Origin of the sequence: Lysobacter yananisis, assembly GCF_031199375.1 — a bacterium.
Taxonomy (GTDB): Bacteria; Pseudomonadota; Gammaproteobacteria; order Xanthomonadales; family Xanthomonadaceae; genus Lysobacter; species Lysobacter yananisis.
This window is the reverse complement of sequence record NZ_CP133568.1, coordinates 1,954,711-1,975,367: the sequence shown is the minus strand read 5'-3', so window position 1 is coordinate 1,975,367 and position 20,657 is coordinate 1,954,711. Positions and strand designations below refer to the sequence as shown.

At 71.2% G+C, this 20,657-nt stretch carries 19 protein-coding genes; 4 read left to right on the top strand and 15 right to left on the bottom strand.

All coding sequences use genetic code 11. The annotated features are described in order from the left end of the window. Positions 1–61 precede the first annotated feature (61 nt). The 9 genes from RDV84_RS08310 to RDV84_RS08270 form a co-directional block, all read right to left on the bottom strand. Positions 62–1,339 carry an ATP-grasp domain-containing protein gene (locus tag RDV84_RS08310; RefSeq protein ID WP_309153056.1) on the bottom strand — a complete coding sequence of 426 codons (1,278 nt, stop codon included), beginning with the start codon at positions 1,337–1,339 and terminating at the stop codon, positions 62–64. 26 nt (positions 1,340–1,365) lie between these two features. Next, the gene (locus tag RDV84_RS08305; protein ID WP_309153055.1) at positions 1,366–2,427 is read right to left on the bottom strand and encodes a pyridoxal-phosphate dependent enzyme; all 1,062 of its coding nucleotides are present in this window, start codon (positions 2,425–2,427) and stop codon (positions 1,366–1,368) included. After that, on the bottom strand, positions 2,424–3,368 hold the full coding sequence (locus RDV84_RS08300; protein ID WP_309153054.1) for a GHMP family kinase ATP-binding protein: 945 nt from the start codon (positions 3,366–3,368) through the stop codon (positions 2,424–2,426). Before RDV84_RS08300 ends, RDV84_RS08305 begins: the two co-directional genes overlap by 4 nt. Before the next feature lie 22 nt (positions 3,369–3,390). Further along, a complete protein-coding gene (locus RDV84_RS08295; protein WP_309153053.1) occupies positions 3,391–5,337 on the bottom strand; it encodes a TonB-dependent receptor in 1,947 nt (648 codons plus the stop codon). 2 nt (positions 5,338–5,339) lie between these two features. Further along, complete coding sequence (locus RDV84_RS08290; RefSeq protein ID WP_309153052.1) at positions 5,340–6,872, bottom strand: DUF3526 domain-containing protein; 1,533 nt, start codon at positions 6,870–6,872, stop codon at positions 5,340–5,342. Next, positions 6,869–8,272, bottom strand: coding sequence for an ABC transporter permease subunit (locus tag RDV84_RS08285; RefSeq protein WP_309153051.1), 1,404 nt, complete (start codon positions 8,270–8,272; stop codon positions 6,869–6,871). The genes RDV84_RS08290 and RDV84_RS08285 overlap by 4 nt, the downstream gene beginning before the upstream one ends. Further along, the gene (locus tag RDV84_RS08280) at positions 8,269–9,024 is read right to left on the bottom strand and encodes an ABC transporter ATP-binding protein (protein WP_309153050.1); all 756 of its coding nucleotides are present in this window, start codon (positions 9,022–9,024) and stop codon (positions 8,269–8,271) included. Before RDV84_RS08280 ends, RDV84_RS08285 begins: the two co-directional genes overlap by 4 nt. Beyond that, positions 9,021–11,354, bottom strand: coding sequence for a TonB-dependent receptor (locus RDV84_RS08275; RefSeq protein WP_309153049.1), 2,334 nt, complete (start codon positions 11,352–11,354; stop codon positions 9,021–9,023). Before RDV84_RS08275 ends, RDV84_RS08280 begins: the two co-directional genes overlap by 4 nt. 192 nt (positions 11,355–11,546) lie before the next feature. Further along, complete coding sequence (locus tag RDV84_RS08270) at positions 11,547–12,644, bottom strand: DUF6053 domain-containing protein (RefSeq protein ID WP_425606293.1); 1,098 nt, start codon at positions 12,642–12,644, stop codon at positions 11,547–11,549. Here RDV84_RS08270 and RDV84_RS26040 point away from each other — a divergent pair. After that, complete coding sequence (locus RDV84_RS26040; protein ID WP_425606294.1) at positions 12,562–12,744, top strand: DUF6053 domain-containing protein; 183 nt, start codon at positions 12,562–12,564, stop codon at positions 12,742–12,744. The two genes, RDV84_RS08270 and RDV84_RS26040, sit on opposite strands and share 83 nt — an antisense overlap. Here RDV84_RS26040 and RDV84_RS08265 read toward each other — a convergent pair. Beyond that, positions 12,657–13,412, bottom strand: a complete 756-nt coding sequence (locus RDV84_RS08265) for a 2OG-Fe(II) oxygenase (protein WP_309153047.1) — start codon at positions 13,410–13,412, stop codon at positions 12,657–12,659. The two genes, RDV84_RS26040 and RDV84_RS08265, sit on opposite strands and share 88 nt — an antisense overlap. A gap of 350 nt (positions 13,413–13,762) precedes the next feature. Here RDV84_RS08265 and RDV84_RS08260 point away from each other — a divergent pair, with 350 nt between their 5' ends. Next, entirely contained in the window at positions 13,763–14,413 is a 651-nt protein-coding gene (locus tag RDV84_RS08260) for a porin (protein ID WP_309153046.1), read from the top strand. A 214-nt stretch (positions 14,414–14,627) separates the two neighbouring features. Here RDV84_RS08260 and RDV84_RS08255 read toward each other — a convergent pair whose 3' ends face one another. The 5 genes from RDV84_RS08255 to RDV84_RS08235 all read right to left on the bottom strand — a co-directional run bounded on the left by RDV84_RS08255 (position 14,628) and on the right by RDV84_RS08235 (position 18,169). Continuing rightward, positions 14,628–15,665, bottom strand: a complete 1,038-nt coding sequence (locus RDV84_RS08255; RefSeq protein ID WP_057949500.1) for an NAD(P)H-dependent glycerol-3-phosphate dehydrogenase — start codon at positions 15,663–15,665, stop codon at positions 14,628–14,630. Positions 15,666–15,696: 31 nt separating this feature from the next. Further along, entirely contained in the window at positions 15,697–16,206 is a 510-nt protein-coding gene (gene secB, locus RDV84_RS08250; RefSeq protein WP_057949501.1) for a protein-export chaperone SecB, read from the bottom strand. A 397-nt stretch (positions 16,207–16,603) separates the two neighbouring features. Then, positions 16,604–17,041, bottom strand: a complete 438-nt coding sequence (locus RDV84_RS08245) for a rhodanese-like domain-containing protein (protein WP_078998131.1) — start codon at positions 17,039–17,041, stop codon at positions 16,604–16,606. Between the two features lie 171 nt (positions 17,042–17,212). Next, complete coding sequence (locus RDV84_RS08240) at positions 17,213–17,635, bottom strand: hypothetical protein (protein WP_231783900.1); 423 nt, start codon at positions 17,633–17,635, stop codon at positions 17,213–17,215. A 75-nt stretch (positions 17,636–17,710) separates the two neighbouring features. Next, a complete protein-coding gene (locus tag RDV84_RS08235) occupies positions 17,711–18,169 on the bottom strand; it encodes a YiiD C-terminal domain-containing protein (RefSeq protein ID WP_057949503.1) in 459 nt (152 codons plus the stop codon). Between the two features lie 278 nt (positions 18,170–18,447). Between RDV84_RS08235 and RDV84_RS08230 the strand changes: the two genes are divergently transcribed. Together RDV84_RS08230 and RDV84_RS08225 are read left to right on the top strand one after the other, a co-directional pair. After that, a complete protein-coding gene (locus RDV84_RS08230) occupies positions 18,448–19,149 on the top strand; it encodes a uroporphyrinogen-III synthase (RefSeq protein ID WP_309153045.1) in 702 nt (233 codons plus the stop codon). 464 nt (positions 19,150–19,613) lie between these two features. Then, complete coding sequence (locus RDV84_RS08225; protein ID WP_309153044.1) at positions 19,614–20,615, top strand: hypothetical protein; 1,002 nt, start codon at positions 19,614–19,616, stop codon at positions 20,613–20,615. Positions 20,616–20,657: the final 42 nt, after the last annotated feature.

Here is a 20,657-nt window from a genome sequence, read left to right as displayed (position 1 = left end):
GGCTCGGTGGGTGGGCGAAAAGTCGCTGCGTCGCGAGTCAGGTCGCGAGTCAGGTCGCGAATCAGGCCGCGGGCGCGACCGCTTCGTCGGCGTAGCGCAGGGTCAGGCCGGCGACGGCGCGCTCGGCGTGGGCGCGCGCGTGCGGGCCGTCCGGGTCGGTGGCGACGACGTGGCCCAGGTAGCAGGCGTTGTCGATCGGCGCGGACACGTCGGTGCCGGCCACCGCGGCGAGGCTGTAGCGCGCCACGCGCGGATCGGCGTCGAGCGCGGCGGCGCCGTCGAGCGCGAGCGCGCGGCCGGCGCGCGGCGGCACCAGGAACCGGATCGCCGCGCTGGCCACGCCGGTGTCGCGCCGGCGCAGGTCCGGCTCGCGGCCCAGCGCCAGTTCGATCTGCGCATCGAGCAGATCGATTCCGGTGACGCGCTGGATCAGCTCGGCGATGTAGTTGCCGCCCGGACGCGGATTGATCTCGACGATGCGCGGCCCCTTCGAGGTCAGCTTGACCTCGGTGTGGCTCAGGCCGTGGTCGTGGCCGACCGCGGCCAGCGCGCCGCGCACCAGCGCCTCGACTTCCTGCGCCAGCGGCGGCTCCAGCCGCGCCGGGAACATGTGGCCGTCTTCGATGAAATACGGAAAGCCGGTGACGCTCTTGTCGGTGATGCCGATCACCGTGGTCTGGCCGCGGTAGGTGCAGGCCTCGACGCTGACTTCCTCGCCGTCCATGTATTCCTCCAGCAACAGCAGCGGCACCCGCTCCTGCTCGCGGAAGTTGCGCGGGAACGCGGCCAGCGCGTCGAACGACTCGCGCAACTGCGCCTCGTCGCGCACCAGCTTGACGAAGGCGCTGGACGCCAGGTCGGTCGGCTTGACGATCAGCGGATAGCCGATGCGTTCGGCCTCGCGCCGCACCGCCTCCCACTCGCCGGCGACGGCGAACTTCGGATTCGGCAGGAACGCGCGCTCGATCGCCTCGCGCACCAGGTCCTTGCGCCGCTCCATCACCACATTGTCGGAGAACGCCTGCGGCAGGTTCAGCGCCTGCGCCACTTCGGCCACGGTACCGATGTAGTAGTCGCAGATGGTCACCACGCCGTCGAACTCCAGCGCCTCGTGCTGGGCGCGCAGGAACTCGACCAGCGCCGGCACGTCGTTGGTGTCGAAGCTCAGCACGTTGTCGGCGTGCTCGATCACCGGATGGATCTCGCGCGAACGCGGGTCCTGGTAGTGGCCGCGGTTGCGGGTGACGAAGGTGTAGCGGTGGCCGAGCCGGGCGATCGCCGGCGGGAAGATCCGGCCGGTGCCGCCGACCCAGCTTTCGATCATCAACAGATGCGCCATGGCGCGAAGCTCCGTGGGAAAGGGGTTCAGTGCGCGGCCGCGGGCTGCGCCGCGGTCGCGGGAAGGGGATGGACGTTCGGCTCGAACGCGGCGCGGTTCCAGCGCATCGCCGACCACGGCAGCCGCAGCTGGTCCAGGCGCTGCACCGGCGTGGGCTGCAGCCCGTCGAGCGCCAACGCGTCCGGGTAATGGGCGAACACGCCCTCGACATAGCGATGGCCGGTGTCGGCGGCGAGGAACACCACGTTGCGCTGCGGATGCAGCAGAGCCTCGCGCCGCGCTACCAGGTAACAGCAGCCGCTGGACAGCCCGGCGAACAGCGCGTGTTCGCGCAGCAGCGCGACGGCGCCGGACAGGCCGTAGTCGAACGAGACCCAATGCACCTGGTCGTACAGCGCGTGGCGCACGTTGCGGAACGGGATCGAACTGCCGATCCCGGCGATGATGATGCCGGGGTCTTCGATGTGCTCGCAGCCGAAGGTCATGCTGCCGAAGGGCTGCACGCCGATCAGTTCGGTATCGCCTGCATGTTCGCGCAGGGCGCAGGCCAGCCCGCCGGTGGAACAACCCGAGCCGACGCCGCCGACCAGGGTCAGCGGCGCGCCGCGCACGCCCGCGGCGATCAACTCGGCGACCGGCTCGTAACCGCAGTAATGGATGTCGTCGTGATACTGCTGCATCCAGTGCAGGTCCGGATCGGCCGCCATCAACTCGCGGATGCGCGCCACCCGCAGGCTCTGGTCGAGCTTGAGCGTGGCTTGCGGCTCAACCTGCTCGACGGTGGCGCCGAGGATGCGCAACTGCACCATCAGCGTCTTGTCCACCGTCTTGGAACCGACGATGCGGCACTTGAGCCCGAACTTGTGGCAGGCCAGCGCCAGCGCATACGCGTAGATGCCGCTGGAGCTGTCCATCAGCGTCGCGCAGGGACGGATCCGCCCGCTGGCGAGCAAGCGCTCGACCGCGACCAGGGTCGAATACACCTTCATCGTCTCGAACCGCGCCACGTACAGGTTCGGCGCCAGCCGCACCAGATCCGGCGCCTTGATCGCATCGCTGATGTGGGCGTGCACGGGGGTCGCGTTCATGGCCCGGTCTCGATCAGGCGGCAGGACCGGCCGAGCCCGGCGAAGAACGCCGAGACCTCGCCCAGTTGCGCGCTGTCGGGGCGCTGCGCGAACAGATAGCCGAGCAGGCTGCCGGTGTGCGCGATCACCAGGCCGTCGGCGCGCAGTTCGCGGCGATGGCGCAGCAGGATGTCCAGGTGCGCCTTCGGCGTCACCCATTGCGCCAACTGCGCGCTGCGGGTGGCGACCTCGCACACCGCGACGGCGTCGCCGCGCTCGAACGCCTCCAGCGCGAGGTCGAGGTGGCTGCGATAGGAAGAACGGTGCCGCCGGTAGTGGCGCAGCAACGGCTCGGCCAGCTTCTCGGTTTCCACCGTGCCGCCCTCGTCGATGTAGCACGCGTGCAGCCGCGGCGCGTGGGCGAACTCGCGCAGCACCCGTTGGCGGCCGCTGAGGTAGAGCGCGTAGCGGTCCAGGAACACGCTGTCGGAGCGCTCGATCGGCCGCAACAGCGCGGTCAGTTGCTCGTGCGTGGTGCGCAGGCCGAACACCCGGTCCAGGCAGCGCACGGTCGCGACCAGGTCGGCGGTAGAACTCGCCATGCCCTTTCCGGTCGGCAGTTCGCTGTCGTGGCTGAAGCGCCCGGGCGGCAGCGAGACCGCATGCAGCTGCAGATACGCCTCGATCGCGCGCCGGCACTTGTCCTTGCCGGCGAGATCGCGCTTGATGTCGCCGTCCTCGCCCGGCAGGAAATGCATCCAGCTGTAGCGCCGCACCGGCAGCGAGATCAGGCCGATGTGCAGCTCGCCTTCGTGCTCGCACGGCCCCTGCCACAACTCGCCCAGGGTGCCGTGGCACACGCCGCTGCAGGCTACGCGCAGCGCCGCCTGCGGCGCCTGCACGGCCGCCGCGCTCGCCGGCTCCAGCGCCGGCCTGTCCCTCGATTCGGTCCGTTGCAACATGCGCATCTCCCCAGCGCGAAGGTCAACCGTCGAAATCCACCGTCAGCTGGGCCACGTAGCGGCGCCCGTCGGTGAGGCCGAAACTGTTGTTGCCGTAGATGTTCCAGGTGAAGGTGTCGCCGACGTTGGCCACCAGCAGGCGCAGGCTCGCCGGCGCGTCGCCGAGGCGGAAGCGGTAGCGCGCGCCCAGGTCGACCAGCGCATAGGCCGGCACCCGGTTGCGGCCGTCGCGCGAGGCCACGCGTTCGCCGTAGCGGCTCATCGATGCGTCGAACGACCAGCCCGGCAGCCACGGCGGCCGGTACTCGACATCGGTGCGCAGCATCTGTTCGGTCTGGCCGATGGGGCGGTCGCCGACCCGGCCCAGCCGCACCGCCTCGCCACTGACCCGCGGCCGCATCAGCACCGCGCCGGCGACCAGGTTCCAGTTGTCGGCGGGTTTGCCGCTCAGGCTCAGCTCGACGCCGCGATGGCGCACTTCGGCCAGCGGCGCGAACACGTTGTTTTCGTCGGTGGCGAAGTACGGTTTGCGCACGTCGAACGCGCCGGCCACCAGCTTCATGTCCTCGCCGAGCTTCCAGCGCAGCCCGGCGTCGCTCTGGCGGGTGCGGATCGCCGGCAGCGCCTGGTTGCGGTTGGCCGCGTCGTCCGGGGCGATGCCGCTTTCCTCCAGGCCGCGGGTATGTCCGGCGTACACCGCCAGGCGCGGACTCAGCTGCAGCGACACGCTGGCGCTGGGCAGCCACGGATCGTCGCGGCTCAGCGCCGGCGCCAGTCCCGGCTGGACGATGCGCTTGCGGTAGCGGCTGCGCTGGATGCCGAGGTTCCACTCGCCGACCTCGCGCCAGCGGCCTTCGTAGGCCAGGCCCGCGGTCCACTGTTCGACATGGTCGTGGGTGCGCTCGCCGAACTCGAACGCGTCCGGACGCGGCTGAGGCTGCGGCTCGCCGAGCGGCCGCCAGCCGTAGTCGATCGCCGGCGCCGAGCCGCCGTATTCGTTGTCGACGCCGCGGCCGCGCACCGCCGCATGCAGCACGTGCAGCCGCGGGCCTTCGCGGAAGCTGCGGCTCAACCGCAGTTCGCCGCTGGTGGAGGCGTAGCGCTGGCGCGGATCGGCGACCACGCGCTCACGGGTCAGCCCTTCGCGGGTCGTGTCGGCGAACAGCTCGGCGAAGCCCTGCGGCTGGTCGTTGATCGAACGCACCACGCCGCCGGCGAAGGCCCAGTCCGCGCCGATGCGCGCCTTGGCCAGCACGCCGAAATTGCGGCTATCGTATTCGTTGTCGCTCCAGCTCTGGCCAAAATGGCGGCGGCGCTCGATCTTCGGCGGCCGATAAGGACCGGCGGTCAGGATGGTCGGCGCCACTTCCTCGTCGCGGCCGCGCGAGATGCTCCAGAACGGCAGGATCTCGACGTTCTCGCTCGGCCGCCAGCGCGGCACCAAGCCCGCACGCACGTAACGCGCGTCGGCGCCGTCGTAATACTCCTCGCGCGAGATCGCCAGGTTCGCGGCGATGCCGAAGCGGCCCTCGGCCAGCGGCAGCCGCGCATCCAGTTCCAGCGCCGGCGCGCCGTAGGCGTTGAGCGCGGCCAGCACGCTGAGCACGCGCTCGTCGCCGGCCTTCTTCAGGCGATAGTCGACGATGCCGGTCGGCGCCGGGAACGGATAGTTCAGCGCCGACGGGCCGACCCGGATCGTCGAGCCTTCCACCAGCGCCGGCGGCACCGTGCCCTGGCGATCGAAGTAGATGCCGTCCATGCGCACGTTGCCGGCGTCCACCGGCGAGAAGCCGCGCACCTGCTTGGCGCTGTACAGGCCGATGCTCTCGTTGCCGAGGGTCGCGCCGAACGCGTCCTCGGCCGCGGTCACCGCGTTGTCGCCGGCGCGCTGGGCCTGGACGGCACCCGCGCACGCCGCGAGCGCGGCGCCCACGGTCCACAACCATGGCGTCGGGATCCGTGTCTGCATGGTCACAGCTCCGCCGGCCACTGGCGCAGGCGCCGCAGCGCCCAGGCGCTCAGCGCGGCGGCCAACAGCGTCAGCCACAGCGCGGTCGGCAGCGCGCCGGCCACCCGCGACCACGCTGGCGCGTCGTGCCAGGCGTACGCCGGAATCGCGTCGAATTCGAGGAAGTTCATCCGCCCGTAGCTGTCCGCGCGCGGCTTCGGCGTCGGCGCGGAGATCTGGCGCTGGATGCGCGGATAGAACCATTCGCGCAACTGCCGCTGGTAGCCCGCCGCCTGCCGCTCGAAACGGCGATGGCGCTGCGCGTCGGTGCCGGCCAACTGCGCCAGCGCCTGTTCCATGCCCAGCGGCGGCGCCAGATAACCGGCCCACTGCGACAGGCGCTCGCGCGCGCTGCGCGCGCTTTCCTGACGGTCGCGCAGCGGCTGCAGCCGCCGTTCCAGCTCCGGCGCGAGGAAGGTCATGCGCGTCGCGTAATCGAGGCTACCGAGCTTGTCGAGCGAGCCAGCCAGATCGCCGCGGGCGCGGAAGTCGCGCGCCAGCAGCGCGTCGCGTTCGCCGGCGATGGCGTCGTTGGCGCGACGTTGCGCGTCGACGTAGGCGATCGGCGCCGGCGCATCGCCCAGCCGCGCTGCCGCGCCGCTGCCGAGCAGCGGCAAGCCGATCGCCAGCACCGCCCAGACCGCGCTCATCAGGCTGATCGCGCCGGCGGCGCCGGGCCACGCGGACACCACGACGAAACCCAGCGCGGCCCAGAACCCCAGGTAGGCCACCACCAGTGCCGCCGACGCGATCAATTCGGGAACGGCCGCGGCGAGATCGGCGCCGGCCGAGAATAAGGACACCGCCACGCCCAGCAACACCGCCGGCGCCAGCCAGGCGAAGATCGCGGCGATGCGCGCGCCCAGCCACGCGCGCGGGCCGACCCGTTGCGCCGCGATCAAGCGCAACATGCCGTGGTCGCGCTCGAAGGTCGCGAGCAGGCCGATCAGCACGATCGCCGCGACCGGCAGCAAGTACACCAGCACATAGCCCAAGTCGAAGCGGCCCAGGCCGAGCGCGCGCGGGTTCTCGAAGTCGTAGGCCGGCTCCACCCCGAACGGCGTTTCCAGCTTCACCGGCAGGCGCGTGGGCATCAGATCGCTGCCGCCGACCGCCAGCGGCGACAACGGCAGGTTGGGCTTGTAGGCGTGGGCGCGCAGGAAGTAGCGGCTGAAGCCGGCGACGTCGGTCGGGTCCTGCCAGTACGGCACCGGCTCGTCGGCCGGCTCGGCGTAGCGGCGCGCGCGTTCGAGGATCTGCTGGGTCCAGGCCAGGTCGGCGGCGCGGCTGCGCTGGATCGCGCGGTCTTGTTCGCGATGCAGCGCCGCGCCGCTGTGCGCGCCCCACAGCATCGCCGCGAACAACAGGCCTAGCACCGCCCACAGCAGGCGGCTGCGGCCGACGTGACCCAACTCCCAGCGCAGCAGTTCGGCGAAGCCGGCGGTGCGCGCGGCCGGCAGGTCGAGCGCGCCGAGGTGTCCGGTCTGCGCGCTCATGGCCGCAACCTGCGCGCGGCCAGCGCCAGCAGGCCCGCGGCCAGCGCCGCCCAGCCGAACAGGCCGGCCAGCGCCGGCGCGGCGTTGCGCCAGTTCGCCGCCAGCGCCGGTTGAGGCGCCTGGAACTGCGGCACCTGCGCCCACAGCGACTCGTCGTTGGTGTGGCGCGGCTGCGCGCCGTTGAGCGGATGCGCCATCACGTCCTCGTTCATGCGGTTGACCAGCGCGCGCCGGTATTGCTCGGCGGCGTCGATGAAGCGGCGGTGGTGGCCGAAGTCGCTGCCGGCCAGCATCGGCGACAGGCTCTGCATCGCCGCCGCCGGGCTCAGCCAGCCCCACGCGGCGAACGCGCGGTCCTGCGCTGCGACGCGGTCGTAGAAACCGCCGAGCACGCGATCGAACACCCGATGCGAATGGCGCTCGCTCAAGTCCAGCTCGGCGCCGCGCGCGTCCACCCGCATGTCGCCCACGTCCTTGGCGCCGTATTGCGCGAGCAGCGCCTGACGGTGTTTCTTCGCCTCTTCGGCGGTCCAGAACGACGGCGCTTCGTCTTGCAGTTGCTGCTTGACCTGTTGGCTCGACGGCAGCGGATGCGCCGCTTCCACCGCGCTGCTGGCCCAACGCGGCAGCGCCAGCGCCAGCGCGATCCACAAGCCGAACAACAGCGCCAGCGCTCCGCGCACGCTGCGCGCCAGCAGCGACACCGACACGCCCAGCGCGGTCAGCACGCCCAGGTACAACGCCATCGCCGCCGCCCACAGCGCCAGGCGCAACGCCAGGTCCGCGTTCAACGCGCCGAGCGCGGCGCTGGCGACGGCCGAAGCCGCGACCACCGGCGCCAGCAACGCCAGCATCAGCGCCGACCAGATCGCCAGCGCCTTGGCCGCGACGATCGCGCGCGGCCGCAGCGCCGCGCCCAGCGCCAGGCGCAGGGTGCCGCGCTCGCGATCCATCGCCACCGCGGTGAACGCGAGCAGGAACGCGACCAGCGGCGCGAACGCGATCAACAGGCTGGCCGGGCTGGCCAGGCCGGCGCGCTGCAGCGGCGAGGCGTCGCCCTGCGGCCGGTACAGCATGTCGTTCTGCACGTGCGCTTCCAGCCACACGGTCTGGCCGACGAAGGGTTCGGCGCCGGGATCCAGCGCCGCCAGCGCCGGGGTCGGCTTGAACGCGAAGATGCTGTAGTGCGCGGCCGAATGCGGGTCCTTCTCGCCCTGCCCCAACCAGCGCGCGCGCTCGGCGCGCGCGGCCTCGTTCTTGGCGGCGTTGCCCGCGGCGACGCCGGCCAGATCGAACGCGAACGCCAGCAACACCAGCGCGGCCAGCGCCAGCAGCGCCCACCACGCGCGCCGGTCGCGGCGCAGCAGGGTCCACTCGTAGCCGGTCAGCGACGCGCTCATGCGGCGGCCGCTCCCGCCGGGTCCGCGGCGTCGAGTTCCTGCAGGTACAGCGCCTCGATCTGCGACGCCGACAGTTCGCTGGTGCGGCGCTCGGTCAACAACCGGCCCGCGCGCAGGATGCCGAGGCGATGGGCGACGTCCTTGACCCGGTACAGGTCGTGCGTGGCCATCAGCACCGCGACGCCGCGGCGCGATGCCGCGCGCACGCCGTGCGAGAGATCGTTGGCGGCGCTGGCGTCCAGGCCCGAGGTCGGTTCGTCGAGCAACAGCAACTGCGCGTCCTTGGCCAAGGCGATGGCGAGGCCGACCTTCTGCCGCATGCCCTTGGAAAAGCCGCCGGCGCGGCGCGCGTGCGCTTCCTCCTGCAGGCCGGCCTGGCGCAGCAGCTCGCGCGCCTGGTTCGCATCGATGCGCCGGCCGCCGAGCAAGGCGAAATAGGTCAGGTTCTCGATCGCATCGAGCTGCGGATGCAGCATCACCGTTTCCGGCAAGTAGGCGATCTTGGCGCGCGCGCCGAGGCGGTCGCGGGCCACGTCGATGCCGGCGACCTCGATGCGGCCGGCATCCGGATCCAGGAAGCCCAGGATCAGGTTCAAGGTCGTGGTCTTGCCGGCGCCGTTGGGGCCGAGCAAGGCGTACACCTCGCCCGGCGCGATCTTCAGCGACAGCGCCTGCAGCGCATGGCGTTCGCCGAAGTCCTTGCGCACGCCGTCCAGTCGCAGCGCGTCCGCGCCGTCGTTCGTCGAGTTCATAGGTTCACCCTCAAGGTCAGCTCGACGCTGCGCGGCGCGCCGAGCACGAACTGGTCGGCGGCGCCGCCGGTCCAGTCGGCGTACAGCGCATCGCCGAGGTTGCGGCCGTACAGCGCGATCTCGCCGAACGGCAGCCGGTAGGCGACGCTGGCGTCCCATACCGTGCGGCCGGCGACGCGCAGGCGGTTGGCGTTGTCGGCGTACCACGGGCCGACGTAGCGGGCGCCGGCGCCGACGGTCAGCGGCAGCGCATCGAAGCGATAGCTCGCGTGGAGCTGGGCCAGGCGTTCGGGCACGTTCGGCGGCACGTTGCCGGCGCGGTCGGCGCCGCCGGCTTCGCGCAGTTTGTCGAAGCGCGCGTCGAGCGCGGCGATGCTGGCGTCGATGCGCAACGCGCGGGTCAGCGACGCCGCCGCGCTCAGTTCGACGCCGCGCGAAGACTGCGTCCCGCCCTGCACCGACAGGTTCGCGTTGTTCGGATCGCGGGTGACGATATCGTCCTGCTCGATCCAGTACGCGCTCGCGCCCAGATCGACGCGGCCGTCCCACACGCTGCTCTTGATCCCGGCCTCGGCCGAGCGGCCCTGGGTCAGTTCGAAGCGCGAGTTGGCCAGCGACAACAGCGGCAAGCTGCCGACCGGCGCCACCGAAGTGCTGTACTGCGCGTACAGCTGGATCTTCGGCGCGAGGTCGTAGACCGTACCGACCCGCCACGACAACGGTTCGTAGTTGCGCTCGAAGCGCGAGCGCGCGCCGGTGTTGCGGTCGACGATGCGCCGTTCCAGCTCGATCCGGTCGTAGCGCAGTCCCGCCAGCAGCAGCCAGCGCTCGCTGAGGTTCAGCGCATCCTCGGCGAACACCGAGTACACCCGGGTGCTCGAATCGAAATCGACGCGATTGCCGGCGCCGGGGAAGTTGGCCGCGGTGTCGGCGAAGCCGGCCGATCCGCGCCGCGGCGCGAACGGGTCCACCGCCGTGGTCGTGCCGAACCGGCGCATGACCGCGAAGTCGCCGTCGCTGACCTCGGCGCCGATCGCGGCACGGTTGCGGCGGCCGCCCCAATCGCCGTCCAGCGACAGGGTCGCGCGCTCGACCCAGAAGCGGTGATCGTGCTCGATCCGGGTGGTGCCGCGGTCGAGCAGGCGAGTGCGCGGGTTGAACGCATAGGTTTCCGAGTTCCACCAGCGGCGCTTGGCGTCGTAGTAGCTGAACTCGTTGGAGAAACGCAGGCCCTCGCCGATCTGCCAGCCCACCCGGGTGCGCAGCCAGTCGCCGCGCGAGTCCTGCAGGCCGTTGTCGACGTTGTAGTTGCGCCGGCGCAGCGAACGGTCGAGCACGCGGCCGTCGGCGCTGCGCACCAGCGACGCCGGATCGCGCGCCAGCGCCGCCGGAACCAGCGGCGTGCCCCAGTAGGCGGTGTCGTAGTCGTCTTCGAAATGGTCGAGCGCGACATCGACCTCGACCGCATCGCTGGGCCGCCAGCGCGCGGCCACGGTCGCCGAGGTCGCCTCGCTCGCGGTGCCGTCGACGTAACCGTCGCTGCGCCGGTGGCTGGCGATCGCGCGCAGCGCCAGGCGTTCGCCGACCGGCTCGTTGAAATCCACCGCATAGCGCTGGCTGCCGAAGCTGCCGATCCCGACCAGGCCCGAGAACGCGCGGCCGTCGAAGTCGGGACGCTTGGGCACCAGGTTGATCGCGCCGGCCAGCGCGCCCTCGCCGTACAGCACCGAGGCGGGGCCCTTGAGCACTTCGATGCGCTCGAAGCTCCAACTATCGAAATCGCGGGTCACCAGCGGCGCCGCGCTCTGGCGCACGCCGTCGTACAGCAGCGCGATCGCGCCGCCGCTGAAGCCGCGCATCGAGGCCATGCCGGGCGAGGACGGCAGCTGCCCGGCGAGCACGCCCGGCGCGGCGTTGAGCGCCTCGACGCTGCCGCGCAGGCCGCGCGCCTGGATCTGCTCCTGGGTCAGGGTTTCGACCGCGGCCGGGATTTCGCGCGCGCTCAGGCCCAGGCGCGAGGCGGTCGGCGCCGGCCGGTCCCAGGGCGCGGCGGCGGCGCTCTCGACGGTGACCTTGTCGAGCAGCTTGGGGGTGGCGCCGCCGGCGGAAGCGTCGGCCGGCGCGATCGGATCGATCGCGTCCTGATCGGGCGCGGCCCGCGCCGCGCCGGTCTGGGCCAGCGCGGCCGGCAGCGCGAACGCCGCCAGCGCCGCGCCGGCGATCCAGCGCGTCGCGCCCAGACGCGCCGCCGCGGGACCGCCGCTCCCGCGTCGTTGCGCTTCGATACCCGCCGCCGCTGCCGCGCGGCCTCCCCGCCTGCCTGTACTCACTGCGACCCCTGCTACGCTCAAAGTGTGAAATGAAACGATATATCATTTCATTATCGACACAAGGTAAGCGCGGCAGACCGGGCCGTCAATACGGGGTGAAGAGATTCCGTCCGGAATTTGTGCGCGCCGCCGCTGCCGGGCGCGGGTAAGGCGGCGCGGGCCGGACCGCGCCGCGCCGGAGCCGACCGCCGGTCAGCCCAGGCGGATGAAATCGCAGGCCGCGGTCTTGCGCGCGCGCTGGGCGACCTCGAAGCCGTTGGCCGAGCCTTTGTGGTCGGTGTTGCCCTCGATGCTGAGGAAGCTCTCGGCATTGCCGTCGAAGGCGAATCCGGTGTGGACCCAGTCGCTGGCGCTCTTGCGCACCAGGAACACCGAGCACGCGCCGAGCGCGCCGAAGCCCGGGCTGCCGCCGGCGACCGTGCGCCCGGCGAGGAAGCGCCCGGCCGCCCTGGCCTGCGCGGCCAGTTCGTCGCAGCCGAAGCTGCCGGCGATGGGCATCGCCCGCTGCGCGCGCTCGGCCGCCTGGCGCAGCACCGTGCTGACGAAGCCGGCGCACCACAGCATCGAATCGCCTTCGCTGCCCTTCATGTACAGCCGCACCCACGGCCCGCGATTGGCGCCGCCGATCTCGATCGGATGGACCGACAGATGCTGCTCGGCGAACCAGCGCACCAGCTGCGGATACGGCTTGTTGGCCGGCGCGGCGGCGGCGATCACCCGCGCCATCGGTTCGGTCAACGCCGCCCACAGCGCCGGCCCGACTTCGCCGGCATAGGCGATGCGCTTGCGCGCGGCGAACCCCTGCAGCGCGCGCTCGGTGCCCGGGCCGAACTTGCCGTCGATGGGGGTGCCGTTGCCGTGGAAGCCCAGCCATTCCTGCACCCGTTTCACCGCCGCGCCGCTGGCGCCTTGGCGCAAGGCGCCGGGGAAGTCGAGTTCGCGGCGAACGAACGATTGATCCTGCAGCGGCATGGTCCTGCTCCTTGAGGCCGACGCGTCCATGAAGGCGGCCGCGCGGCGTGCGTCGCGGCCGGTGCGCGCAGCGCAGGCCGCGCGACGTTGAAGCCAACGCTGCCGCGGCGGCGCGACGGTCACGCCAGGGCGATGCACGAACGCAACGTCGCGGCGGCCGATCAAGCGGCAAAATCGCGTTTCCGCGAACGGTTGAAGAACCTTCTGCGCAGACCCCTCATCTGCCGGCGCTCTTGTGGGAGGGACTTCAGTCCCGACGCTCTTGTCCCAGACCGCGGCGACCCGAGCGAAAAGCATTGGGCCTGAAGGCCCTCCCACCCCGACCGCCGCTCACTGCGCGTCGTGGAAGATCACCCCGAGCGTATGCCGCGTCCCCGCGCGCAACGCGCTTACGCCATGGCGCAGGTTGACCCGGTAGAACCCGCGCGCGCCGCGCTGCGGTCGATGGCGCACGGCGAAGACCACCGCGTCGCCCTGTTGCAGCGGCACGACCTGCGCGCGCGACTGCATGCGCGGGCGCTGCTCGGTCAGCACGAACTCGCCGCCGTCGAAGTCGCGTCCGGGCTGCGACAGCAGGATCGCGACCTGCAGCGGAAACACATGCGCGCCGTACACGTCCTGGTGCAGGCAGTTGTAGTCGCCGGCGCCATAGCGCAGCAGCAGCGGCGTCGGCCGCGTCTGTCCGGCCGCGTGGCAGCGCGCGAGAAACGCGTCGAGCGTGTCCGGATACGCATCGTCCACCCCGAGCATCGCGTTCCAACGCGTCGCCACCGGCGCTAACCGCGGGTACAAGCTTTCGCGCAGGGTTTGCAGCAACGGCGGCAGCGGATAGCGGAAGTAGCGGTATTCGCCGCGGCCGAAGCCGTGGCGCTGCATCGTCACGCGGCTGCGGTAACGCGCGTCCTCGTCGTAGCCCTCGGCCAAGGCCGCGCATTGCCGCGCGCCGAGCAGCTTCGGCAACACGGCCCAGCCGTCCGCGTCGAGCGCGGCGGCGAGCGCATCCCAGTCGTAGCCGGCGATGCGGCGGCACAGGCGCTGGCGCGGATCGCGCGCGGCGTCCGCCGCGGCGTCGGTCTCTGCTCGCATCGGTCGGACGCCCTCAAACGTATACGGATGACGAGCGTCATGCTGGCGATGCGCGCCTGCGCGCGCCATCCGATTCTTGCGCCCGGGCGGTTTGCCGATCATGCGCGGCGATGTTCAGCCGCGAGCAAGGCTGCATCGCGAAAAACGCGAAAAACCCCTTGAAAACCATGACTTCAGGCCTAGTCCGAATCCGAAGTACCGTAAACAGAACGTTTAGTTCCCATAAAAATCCCGGAAAAATTCAGGCGCTATTGAAGCGCGGCGACGATACTGCGCACACCGAATCCACAAGTACGCCTTACCCCGAGGCGCGTGGAAACGGAATAAGACCAATAAGAGGCTAGACCTTCATGAAGCGTGCATTGCTTGCCCTCACCCTCGCCGCCGCGCTGCCGTTCACCGCTTCGGCCGCGGAAGGCATTTCCTACAACTACGTCGAAGCCGGCTACGCCAAGTTCGACGCCAAGAACAAGTTCGCCGACTCCGATGGCTGGACCATCGCCGGTTCGTACGCGTTCCACCCGAATTTCCACGTCTTCGGCAGCTACAGCCAGCAGGAGACCGATTCGAAGAACCTCAACATCGGCGGCAACGTGTTCCGCATCCCGAGCACCGATGTCGACCGCTTCAACGTCGGCCTGGGCTACAACCACGAGCTGAGCAGCCGCGTCGACCTGGTCACCCGCATCGCCTACGAGCAGAACAAATACGACTTCGACAACGCCCTGGGCGGCGGTTCGCAGAAGTTCAAGGGCGGCTTCGTCGAAGCCGGCGTGCGCGGTTCGCTGGCGCCGAACTGGGAAGGCTATGCCTTCGCCGGTTACCAGGACTTCGACAAGGCCGAGCGTTATGGCGACCTGACCAAGCAGTACGACGGCAAGTTCTACGGCCGCGTCGGCACCCAGGTGAAGTTCAACCAGAGCTGGGGCATCACCGCCGACGCCAAGTTCGTCGACGGCGGCCACAAGGAATTCTTCATCGGTCCACGCTTCAGCTTCTAAGAAAGCGCTCCGGGAAGACTCCGGCAACACTCGCGCACTTTTCTCTCTCTCCCTCGAATCGTCGCGATGGAGCCCGGCCGCAAGGCCGGGCTCTTTTTTTGCGTGTCGGTCGCGGCGAAGAGGCGCGCTGCGTTCGCGCCGCGGATCGCACGCGCATCGCGGCATGAAAAAGCCCGGCATCGCCGGGCTTTTGCTCCGTACTACCCGGCGCGCCTCAACCGAACAGGTCGTTCGGGTATTCGGGCTTCTGCTCGCGCGCGAGCAACTGGCGCAGGCCGTCGGACGGCGTGATGCGGCCGTGCAGCACCTCGCGCACGGCGCTGGAGATCGGCAGTTCGATGCCGTGGCGTTCGGCCTGGCGCATGACTTCGTCGGCGGTCTGCACCGACTCGACCACCTGGCCGATCTCGCGCACCGCGTCTTCGATCGACTGGCCGCGGCCCAGGGCCAGGCCCAGGCGGCGGTTGCGCGACAGGTCGCCGGTGCAGGTCAGCACCAGGTCGCCGAGGCCGGCCAGGCCCATCAGGGTTTCGGGCTGGCCGCCGATGGCCTGGTTGAGGCGCAGCATTTCGTTGAGGCCGCGGGTGATCAGGCCAGCGCGGGCGTTGAGGCCCAACTGCATGCCGTCGGCGACGCCGGTGGCCACCGCGAGCACGTTCTTCATCGCGCCGCCGAGTTCGGCGCCGAGCATGTCGTCGCCGGTGTAGGCGCGGAACGCCGGGCCGTGCAGCGCGTCGGCCACCGACTGGGCGAAGTCCGCGTCCTCGGAATGCACGGTCAGCGCGGTCGGCAGGCCCTGCGCGACTTCCTTGGCGAACGAGGGGCCGGTGACGACCGCGAGCGGCACGCCGGCGCCGAGCGTTTCTTCGGCGACTTCGTGCAGGAAGCGGCCGCTGCCGGGCTCGAAGCCCTTGGTCGCCCAGGCCACGCCGGCGTGCGCGGGCCGGTGCGGGGCCAGTGCGCGCAGGGTTTCGGCGAAGGCGTGCGAGGGCGTCACCACCAGCACCAGGTCGGCGTGCGCGAGCGCGGCCGGCAGGTCGGTGGTGGCGCGCAGCGCATCCGGCAGGGCGATGCCCGGCAGGTAGCGCGGGTTCTCGTGGCGGCTATCGATGGCCGCGGCGACGTCGGCGTCGCGGCCCCACAGCACGGTCGGATGACCGTGCCGGGCGATCAGGGCGGCCAGCGCGGTGCCCCAGGAGCCGGCACCGAGCACCGCCACGCGCGGCTTGGGAGTCGTGGTCTGCGAAGTCATGCGCGCGGCGGGCCCCGATGCGTGCGCGGGATCAGGCGTTGCCGGCGGTTTCCGCGTCGGCCAGGTTGCCCTGGGACGCGCGCTGGCGCAGGCCTTCGGCGTACAGCGCGTCGAAGTTGATCGGCTGCAGGAAGAACGGCGGGAAGCCGCCGGCCTGGATCAGGTCGCTGACCAGCTGGCGCGCGTACGGGTACAGCACGTTCGGGCAATGGGTGCCGAGCATCGCGTCGAGGGTCTGCTCGTCGAAGCCGATCAGGCCGAACACGCCGGCCTGCTTCACTTCGGCCAGGTACATCGGCTTGTCGCCGGCGGTGCAGGTCAGGGTCACGCCGAGCACGACTTCGAAGGCGTTGTCGCCGACGCGCTGCACGTTCTGCGACAGGTTCAGCTGCAGCTGCGGCTGCTGGGTCTCGGCGAACACCGCCGGCGCGCCGGGGACTTCGAAGGAGACGTCCTTGACGTAGATCTTTTCGACGGTGAACGCGGGGCCGGTTGCGGCTTCGGCCGGCGCGGCGGCGCCGTTGACGTTTTCTTCGGACATCGTGGTGACTCCCCCAGCAAGATGAAATTCGGAAAAGAGGCCGATTATGCCCGCTCGCCCGCGCCGGGACCAAACGGCCCGGCGGCGGCGGCGCGGGATCGGCCGCGGAACTAAGGTGGATTGAGGCGATTGCGGCGCGATCAAGTCCCCGCGACGCGGGCGGACCGGTCGCCGCGCCGGAACCCCGGCGCGCCTCACACAATCGCCCGGCGCGGTCGCCGGCGGCGAGACGCGGCGCCCAGCCTAAGCGGCGCGCGTGGCGGCGATACGACAGCGGCGACGGGCGCGGATCCGGATTGGGACGGCCGCTGGCGTGGGCGCGGCCTCGCCGGGAAGACCGCGCGAATACGCCGACGCGCGCCGCGTCAGCCGGCGAGTCGGCGCGGCCGCGACAGCGTCAGTTGCGGCCCTTGACCAGCGGCAGCTCGGCCTGTTGCCAGGCGGCGATGCCGCCGTCGAGCCAGTAGACCTTCTCGAAACCGGCTTTCTTCAGGCGCTTGGCCGCGTCGGCCGAGGCCTGGCCGTTGCGGCACACCGCCACCACCGGCAGTTGCTTGGCGTTGGCCAGCAGCTTGCTTTCCGGATCGAACTGGCTCGGCTGGACCGAGCGGCTGCCCGGGATGTGGCCCTTTTCGTACTCGCCGATCGCCGACAGGTCGATGACCAGGGCGTTGTCGCGGTTGATCATCTGGGTCAGCTCGGCCGGACGCAGGGCCTTGTAGCCGCGGAACAGGCGCGCGGTCTCGGTGTAGATCAGCGCCAGGGTCAAGCCGACCAGGCCCAGCGACAGGTACAGGTGGCGGCCGGCGAACGCCAGCAATTCGTCGAAACTCACGGAGTCAGCTCACGCTCGGGCGGGGCCGGCACGGCCCTCGCGGGGCGGGGATTGTCTCTTAGGCGGGGCCGGGGCGCAAAAGGGCCCTGCGGGGCCCGAGCGAGCGGGGAGCGCAGAGGAGCGAGGAGTGAGCGAAAGCGGCTTTCGCTCCTCTGCGCTATTTCCTCGCCCTTACTCGCCTTGCCAGAAATCCGGCAGGCCTCCGATCAGCCACCAGGTCTTGGCCACCGGATCCCATTCCCAGGCCTCGATATAGCGCACGCTGCGCTCGGCCATGGTGTGGCGGTTGATCACGCCGATGTTGACGACGCGCGCCGCGGTGCCCTTCTTCTTGTCGACCTCGCTGCCGACATCGTTGTAGCCGGACACCTGGATCTGCTTGTAGCGCTCCAGCTGCATCGGCGTGGGCGCCAGCTGCTTGCGCAGCTCGGGCTTGATCAGGTTGGCCGCGCCTTCGAAATCGCCCCAGCGCACCGCCGCCGAATAGGCGTACTGCATCTCGGTCAGGCGGTTGTTCTGGGTGCCGGTGGTCTGGCAGCCGGCCACGGCGAACGCGAACAGGCAGGACAGCAGCAGGTACTTCACGAGGCGCATCGCGGGCTCCGGCTCGAAGGCGGTGTGGCGTGCATCCTACCCGCACGCCCGCGCCGCGTCAGGCCCGCGACCGCCTCAGGCCTTGGCGATGGCGACGTAGCGCGCGGTGAACTCGGTCGCCACGCCGCCCTCGGGCAGCAGCGCGCGCGCGACCAGGCCGGTGCGGGCGCGGCCGCGGCCGCGCAGGGTCTGCACGAACAGGTCCCAGTCGGCGCCGTCGGCCAGTTCGGCCTGCACTTCCAGGTCGCCGAACAGCGGCGCCAGGTAGCGGATCTGGCTGTCGGCGACGAACACTTCCGCGCGCAGCTCGGCCAGCTCCAGGCCGAGCGAGACCAGGCCCCACGAGGCCAGGGTCATCACCGAGGCCAGGCTGCCGCCGAACGCGCAGCCCTTGTCGTTGACGTGGTGGCTCAGCGGCGCGCGCAGGCGCAGGCGCCTGCCGTCGTAGCCGGAAATGCCGACGTTCATCGCCGCCACCGGCGGCATGGACTGGTAGTGGGTATGCAGGCGTTGCAGTGCGGCGTCGAAAGTCATCAGCGTCGGTAGCGCGGTGCGAAAGATGTTGAGGAGCGGAACGACACGCCAGGCGAACCAGCGCCGGGCGGACTACGGACCAGGCCGACAACGCCTGGCGAACAAACGCGTGCGAATGGCGCTGCGACGTCCGGCGGCTGCCTTCGCGCGCGGCGCTGTGCGAAGCTGACCGCATGAGCCGCGAGCCGCTGACACCGCCGCGATGGTACGTGATCTCGTTACGTCCGAGTGACGATAACGAGGCGATACGCTGTATCGCAGCGCAATACGGCAGCGCATTGATCGAGCTGTCGCCATGGACGATCCGCAGCGAGAACACCGCCGTCGCGCGCGCGGCGCTGGCCTCGGCGCTGCAGTCGGCGCACGTGCTGGTCACCAGTCCCAACGCCGCGCGCGCGCTGCGCGATCTGTGCGCGGCCGATGCGCGCGCGGCCGCGCCGTCGTTGCCGCGGCCACCGCAACGCGAGGGCCAGGCGTGGTACGCGGTCGGTTCCGGCACGGCACAAGCCTTGGCCGAATCCGGCATCGCCGATGTGCGTTGGCCCGAACGAATGGATAGCGAAGGCCTGCTCGCCCTGCCCGGCCTGCAGCGTTTCGACGCCGGCGAAGCGGTGGGCCTGCTGACCGCGCCCGGCGGCCGCGGCGTGATCGCGCCGACGCTGGCCGCGCGCGGCGCGCAGGTGCGGCGTGCCGACATCTACCGGCGCGAGCCGGCGCGGCTGGACCAGTTCATGGTCGCGCGCCTGAGCCAGGCGCGCGCGCCGCTGCTGCTGGCGCTGTCCAGCGGCGAGGCGCTGCAACGCGTGCTCGCGCAGTTGCCGCCGCCGGCGGCCGCGCGGCTGCGCGAGGCGAGAGTCAGCGCGGCCAGCGAACGGCTGGCGCAGTCGGCGCGCGACGCCGGCTTCGCCGACGTCGGCGTCGCCGCCGGCCCCGGCGCGCGCGAGTTGCTGGCGCCACTGGCGCACGGCGATCGCGACTGAAACCGGGTCGGGCGATGCGGCTCGGCCCGGCCGTGCTCGCGGGTCTCTTCAGCTGGACCTGTCCGTGCCGGCGGGCGCGACAGCGCCGGCAAATTCGGATCGGTCAGAAACGGCTCGGCTGGAATGACGCGGTCGCGGCTCGATGCAACGGGCGCCCGATGACGCGGCCGGATCGAAACGGCTCGTTCGGATCTTTCAGGTCGGCGCGTACGGACCGAACCGGCCGCGGCCGCAACGCCCAGGCCGGGACGGCCGCAGCGATCGAGCGAACGCACCGAATCGGAACCGCCCGATCCAAACGCGAGCCGGCGCGGACGGCCGCACTCGCGACGGCCACGCTCGCAACGGCCCGGTCAGCGCCGCCCGTCCCGCCCGCCGTCCATCCCGGCCAACCGCCCGACCGCAGCGCGGCGCGACCGCGTCAAGACTGTCTTGATCCGTTCATCCGGTAGCATGGCCGGGTCATGAACGACCCCATCGATCCCGTGTCCACCTCCCCCTCCACCGCTGCCGCGCCGCGTCGCGGTTCCTCCGCCTGGCTGTGGCTGCTGTTGGCGCTGCTGGTCGCCGCCGGCGGCGGCTGGTTCGGTTGGCGCGAGTGGCAGCAGCGCGAGGTGCGCGAGCGCGAGCAGGCCGCCGACGGCGCGCAGCGCCTGGAGGCGCTGGAGCAGCGCGTGGACACCTTGCGCACCAACCAGGACGCGCAGAACCGCCGCATCGTCCAGGCCGACAGCACCAACCGGGTGCTGCGCGACGAACTGCACGGCATCGGCCAGCGCGCGGCGCTGATCGAAGACAGCGTGTCCAAGCTCGCCGATCCCAACCGCCACGGCGCCCAGGCCATGCGCCTGGACGAAACCGAGCTGCTGCTGACCCTGGGCCAGCAGCGCCTGCAGATCGCCGGCGACCTGGAAGGCGCGCGCCGCGCCTACCTCCTCGCCGGCGGCGTGCTCGACGGCATCGACGATCCGGCCTACCTCAGCCTGCGCCAGACCCTGCTGCAGGAAACCGCCGCGCTCAAGGAACTGGGCATCGAGCCGCGCATGCAGGCGATGGCCAAGCTCGACGCGCTGGCGCAGGGCCTGAGCCTGCCCGAAGACACCGCCAAGACGGTCGCCGCCGAGCCGTCGCCGTGGTGGCGGCGCGCGTTCGGCACCCTGATCGAGACCCAGCCGGTCAACCGCACCGTGGCCTCGCATCCGGCCGACCGCGCCGCCGCGCTGGCCGGGCTGCAACTGGAAATCTCGCTCGCGCGCGCGGCGGCCGAACGCCGCGACGCGGCCGGCTACAAGGTCGCGCTGAAGCGCGCCGAACACTGGGTGCAGCGCCTGTCGCCGCCCTCGCCGGCGCAGGACCAGCAGCTCGCGCGCCTGCGCGAACTGGCGGCGATGCCGCTTTCACTGACGGTTCCGACCCTCGGCACCACACTGCAGCAGTTGCGCCAGCTGCGCACGGCCGCGCATTGACGGCCGCCCGCACCGAACGCACCGACTGGGCCCCGAGGAAGG

Bases quoted from the DNA above. Each gene is read 5' to 3' on its own strand.
- RDV84_RS08310 (WP_309153056.1), bottom strand. From the start codon at position 1,339: ATGGCGCATCTGTTGATGATCGAAAGCTGGGTCGGCGGCACCGGCCGG.
- RDV84_RS08305 (WP_309153055.1), bottom strand. From the start codon at position 2,427: ATGAACGCGACCCCCGTGCACGCCCACATCAGCGATGCGATCAAGGCG.
- RDV84_RS08300 (WP_309153054.1), bottom strand. From the start codon at position 3,368: ATGTTGCAACGGACCGAATCGAGGGACAGGCCGGCGCTGGAGCCGGCG.
- RDV84_RS08295 (WP_309153053.1), bottom strand. From the start codon at position 5,337: ATGCAGACACGGATCCCGACGCCATGGTTGTGGACCGTGGGCGCCGCG.
- RDV84_RS08290 (WP_309153052.1), bottom strand. From the start codon at position 6,872: ATGAGCGCGCAGACCGGACACCTCGGCGCGCTCGACCTGCCGGCCGCG.
- RDV84_RS08285 (WP_309153051.1), bottom strand. From the start codon at position 8,272: ATGAGCGCGTCGCTGACCGGCTACGAGTGGACCCTGCTGCGCCGCGAC.
- RDV84_RS08280 (WP_309153050.1), bottom strand. From the start codon at position 9,024: ATGAACTCGACGAACGACGGCGCGGACGCGCTGCGACTGGACGGCGTG.
- RDV84_RS08265 (WP_309153047.1), bottom strand. From the start codon at position 13,412: ATGCGAGCAGAGACCGACGCCGCGGCGGACGCCGCGCGCGATCCGCGC.
- RDV84_RS08260 (WP_309153046.1), top strand. From the start codon at position 13,763: ATGAAGCGTGCATTGCTTGCCCTCACCCTCGCCGCCGCGCTGCCGTTC.
- RDV84_RS08255 (WP_057949500.1), bottom strand. From the start codon at position 15,665: ATGACTTCGCAGACCACGACTCCCAAGCCGCGCGTGGCGGTGCTCGGT.
- secB (WP_057949501.1), bottom strand. From the start codon at position 16,206: ATGTCCGAAGAAAACGTCAACGGCGCCGCCGCGCCGGCCGAAGCCGCA.
- RDV84_RS08240 (WP_231783900.1), bottom strand. From the start codon at position 17,635: ATGCGCCTCGTGAAGTACCTGCTGCTGTCCTGCCTGTTCGCGTTCGCC.
- RDV84_RS08235 (WP_057949503.1), bottom strand. From the start codon at position 18,169: ATGACTTTCGACGCCGCACTGCAACGCCTGCATACCCACTACCAGTCC.
- RDV84_RS08225 (WP_309153044.1), top strand. From the start codon at position 19,614: ATGAACGACCCCATCGATCCCGTGTCCACCTCCCCCTCCACCGCTGCC.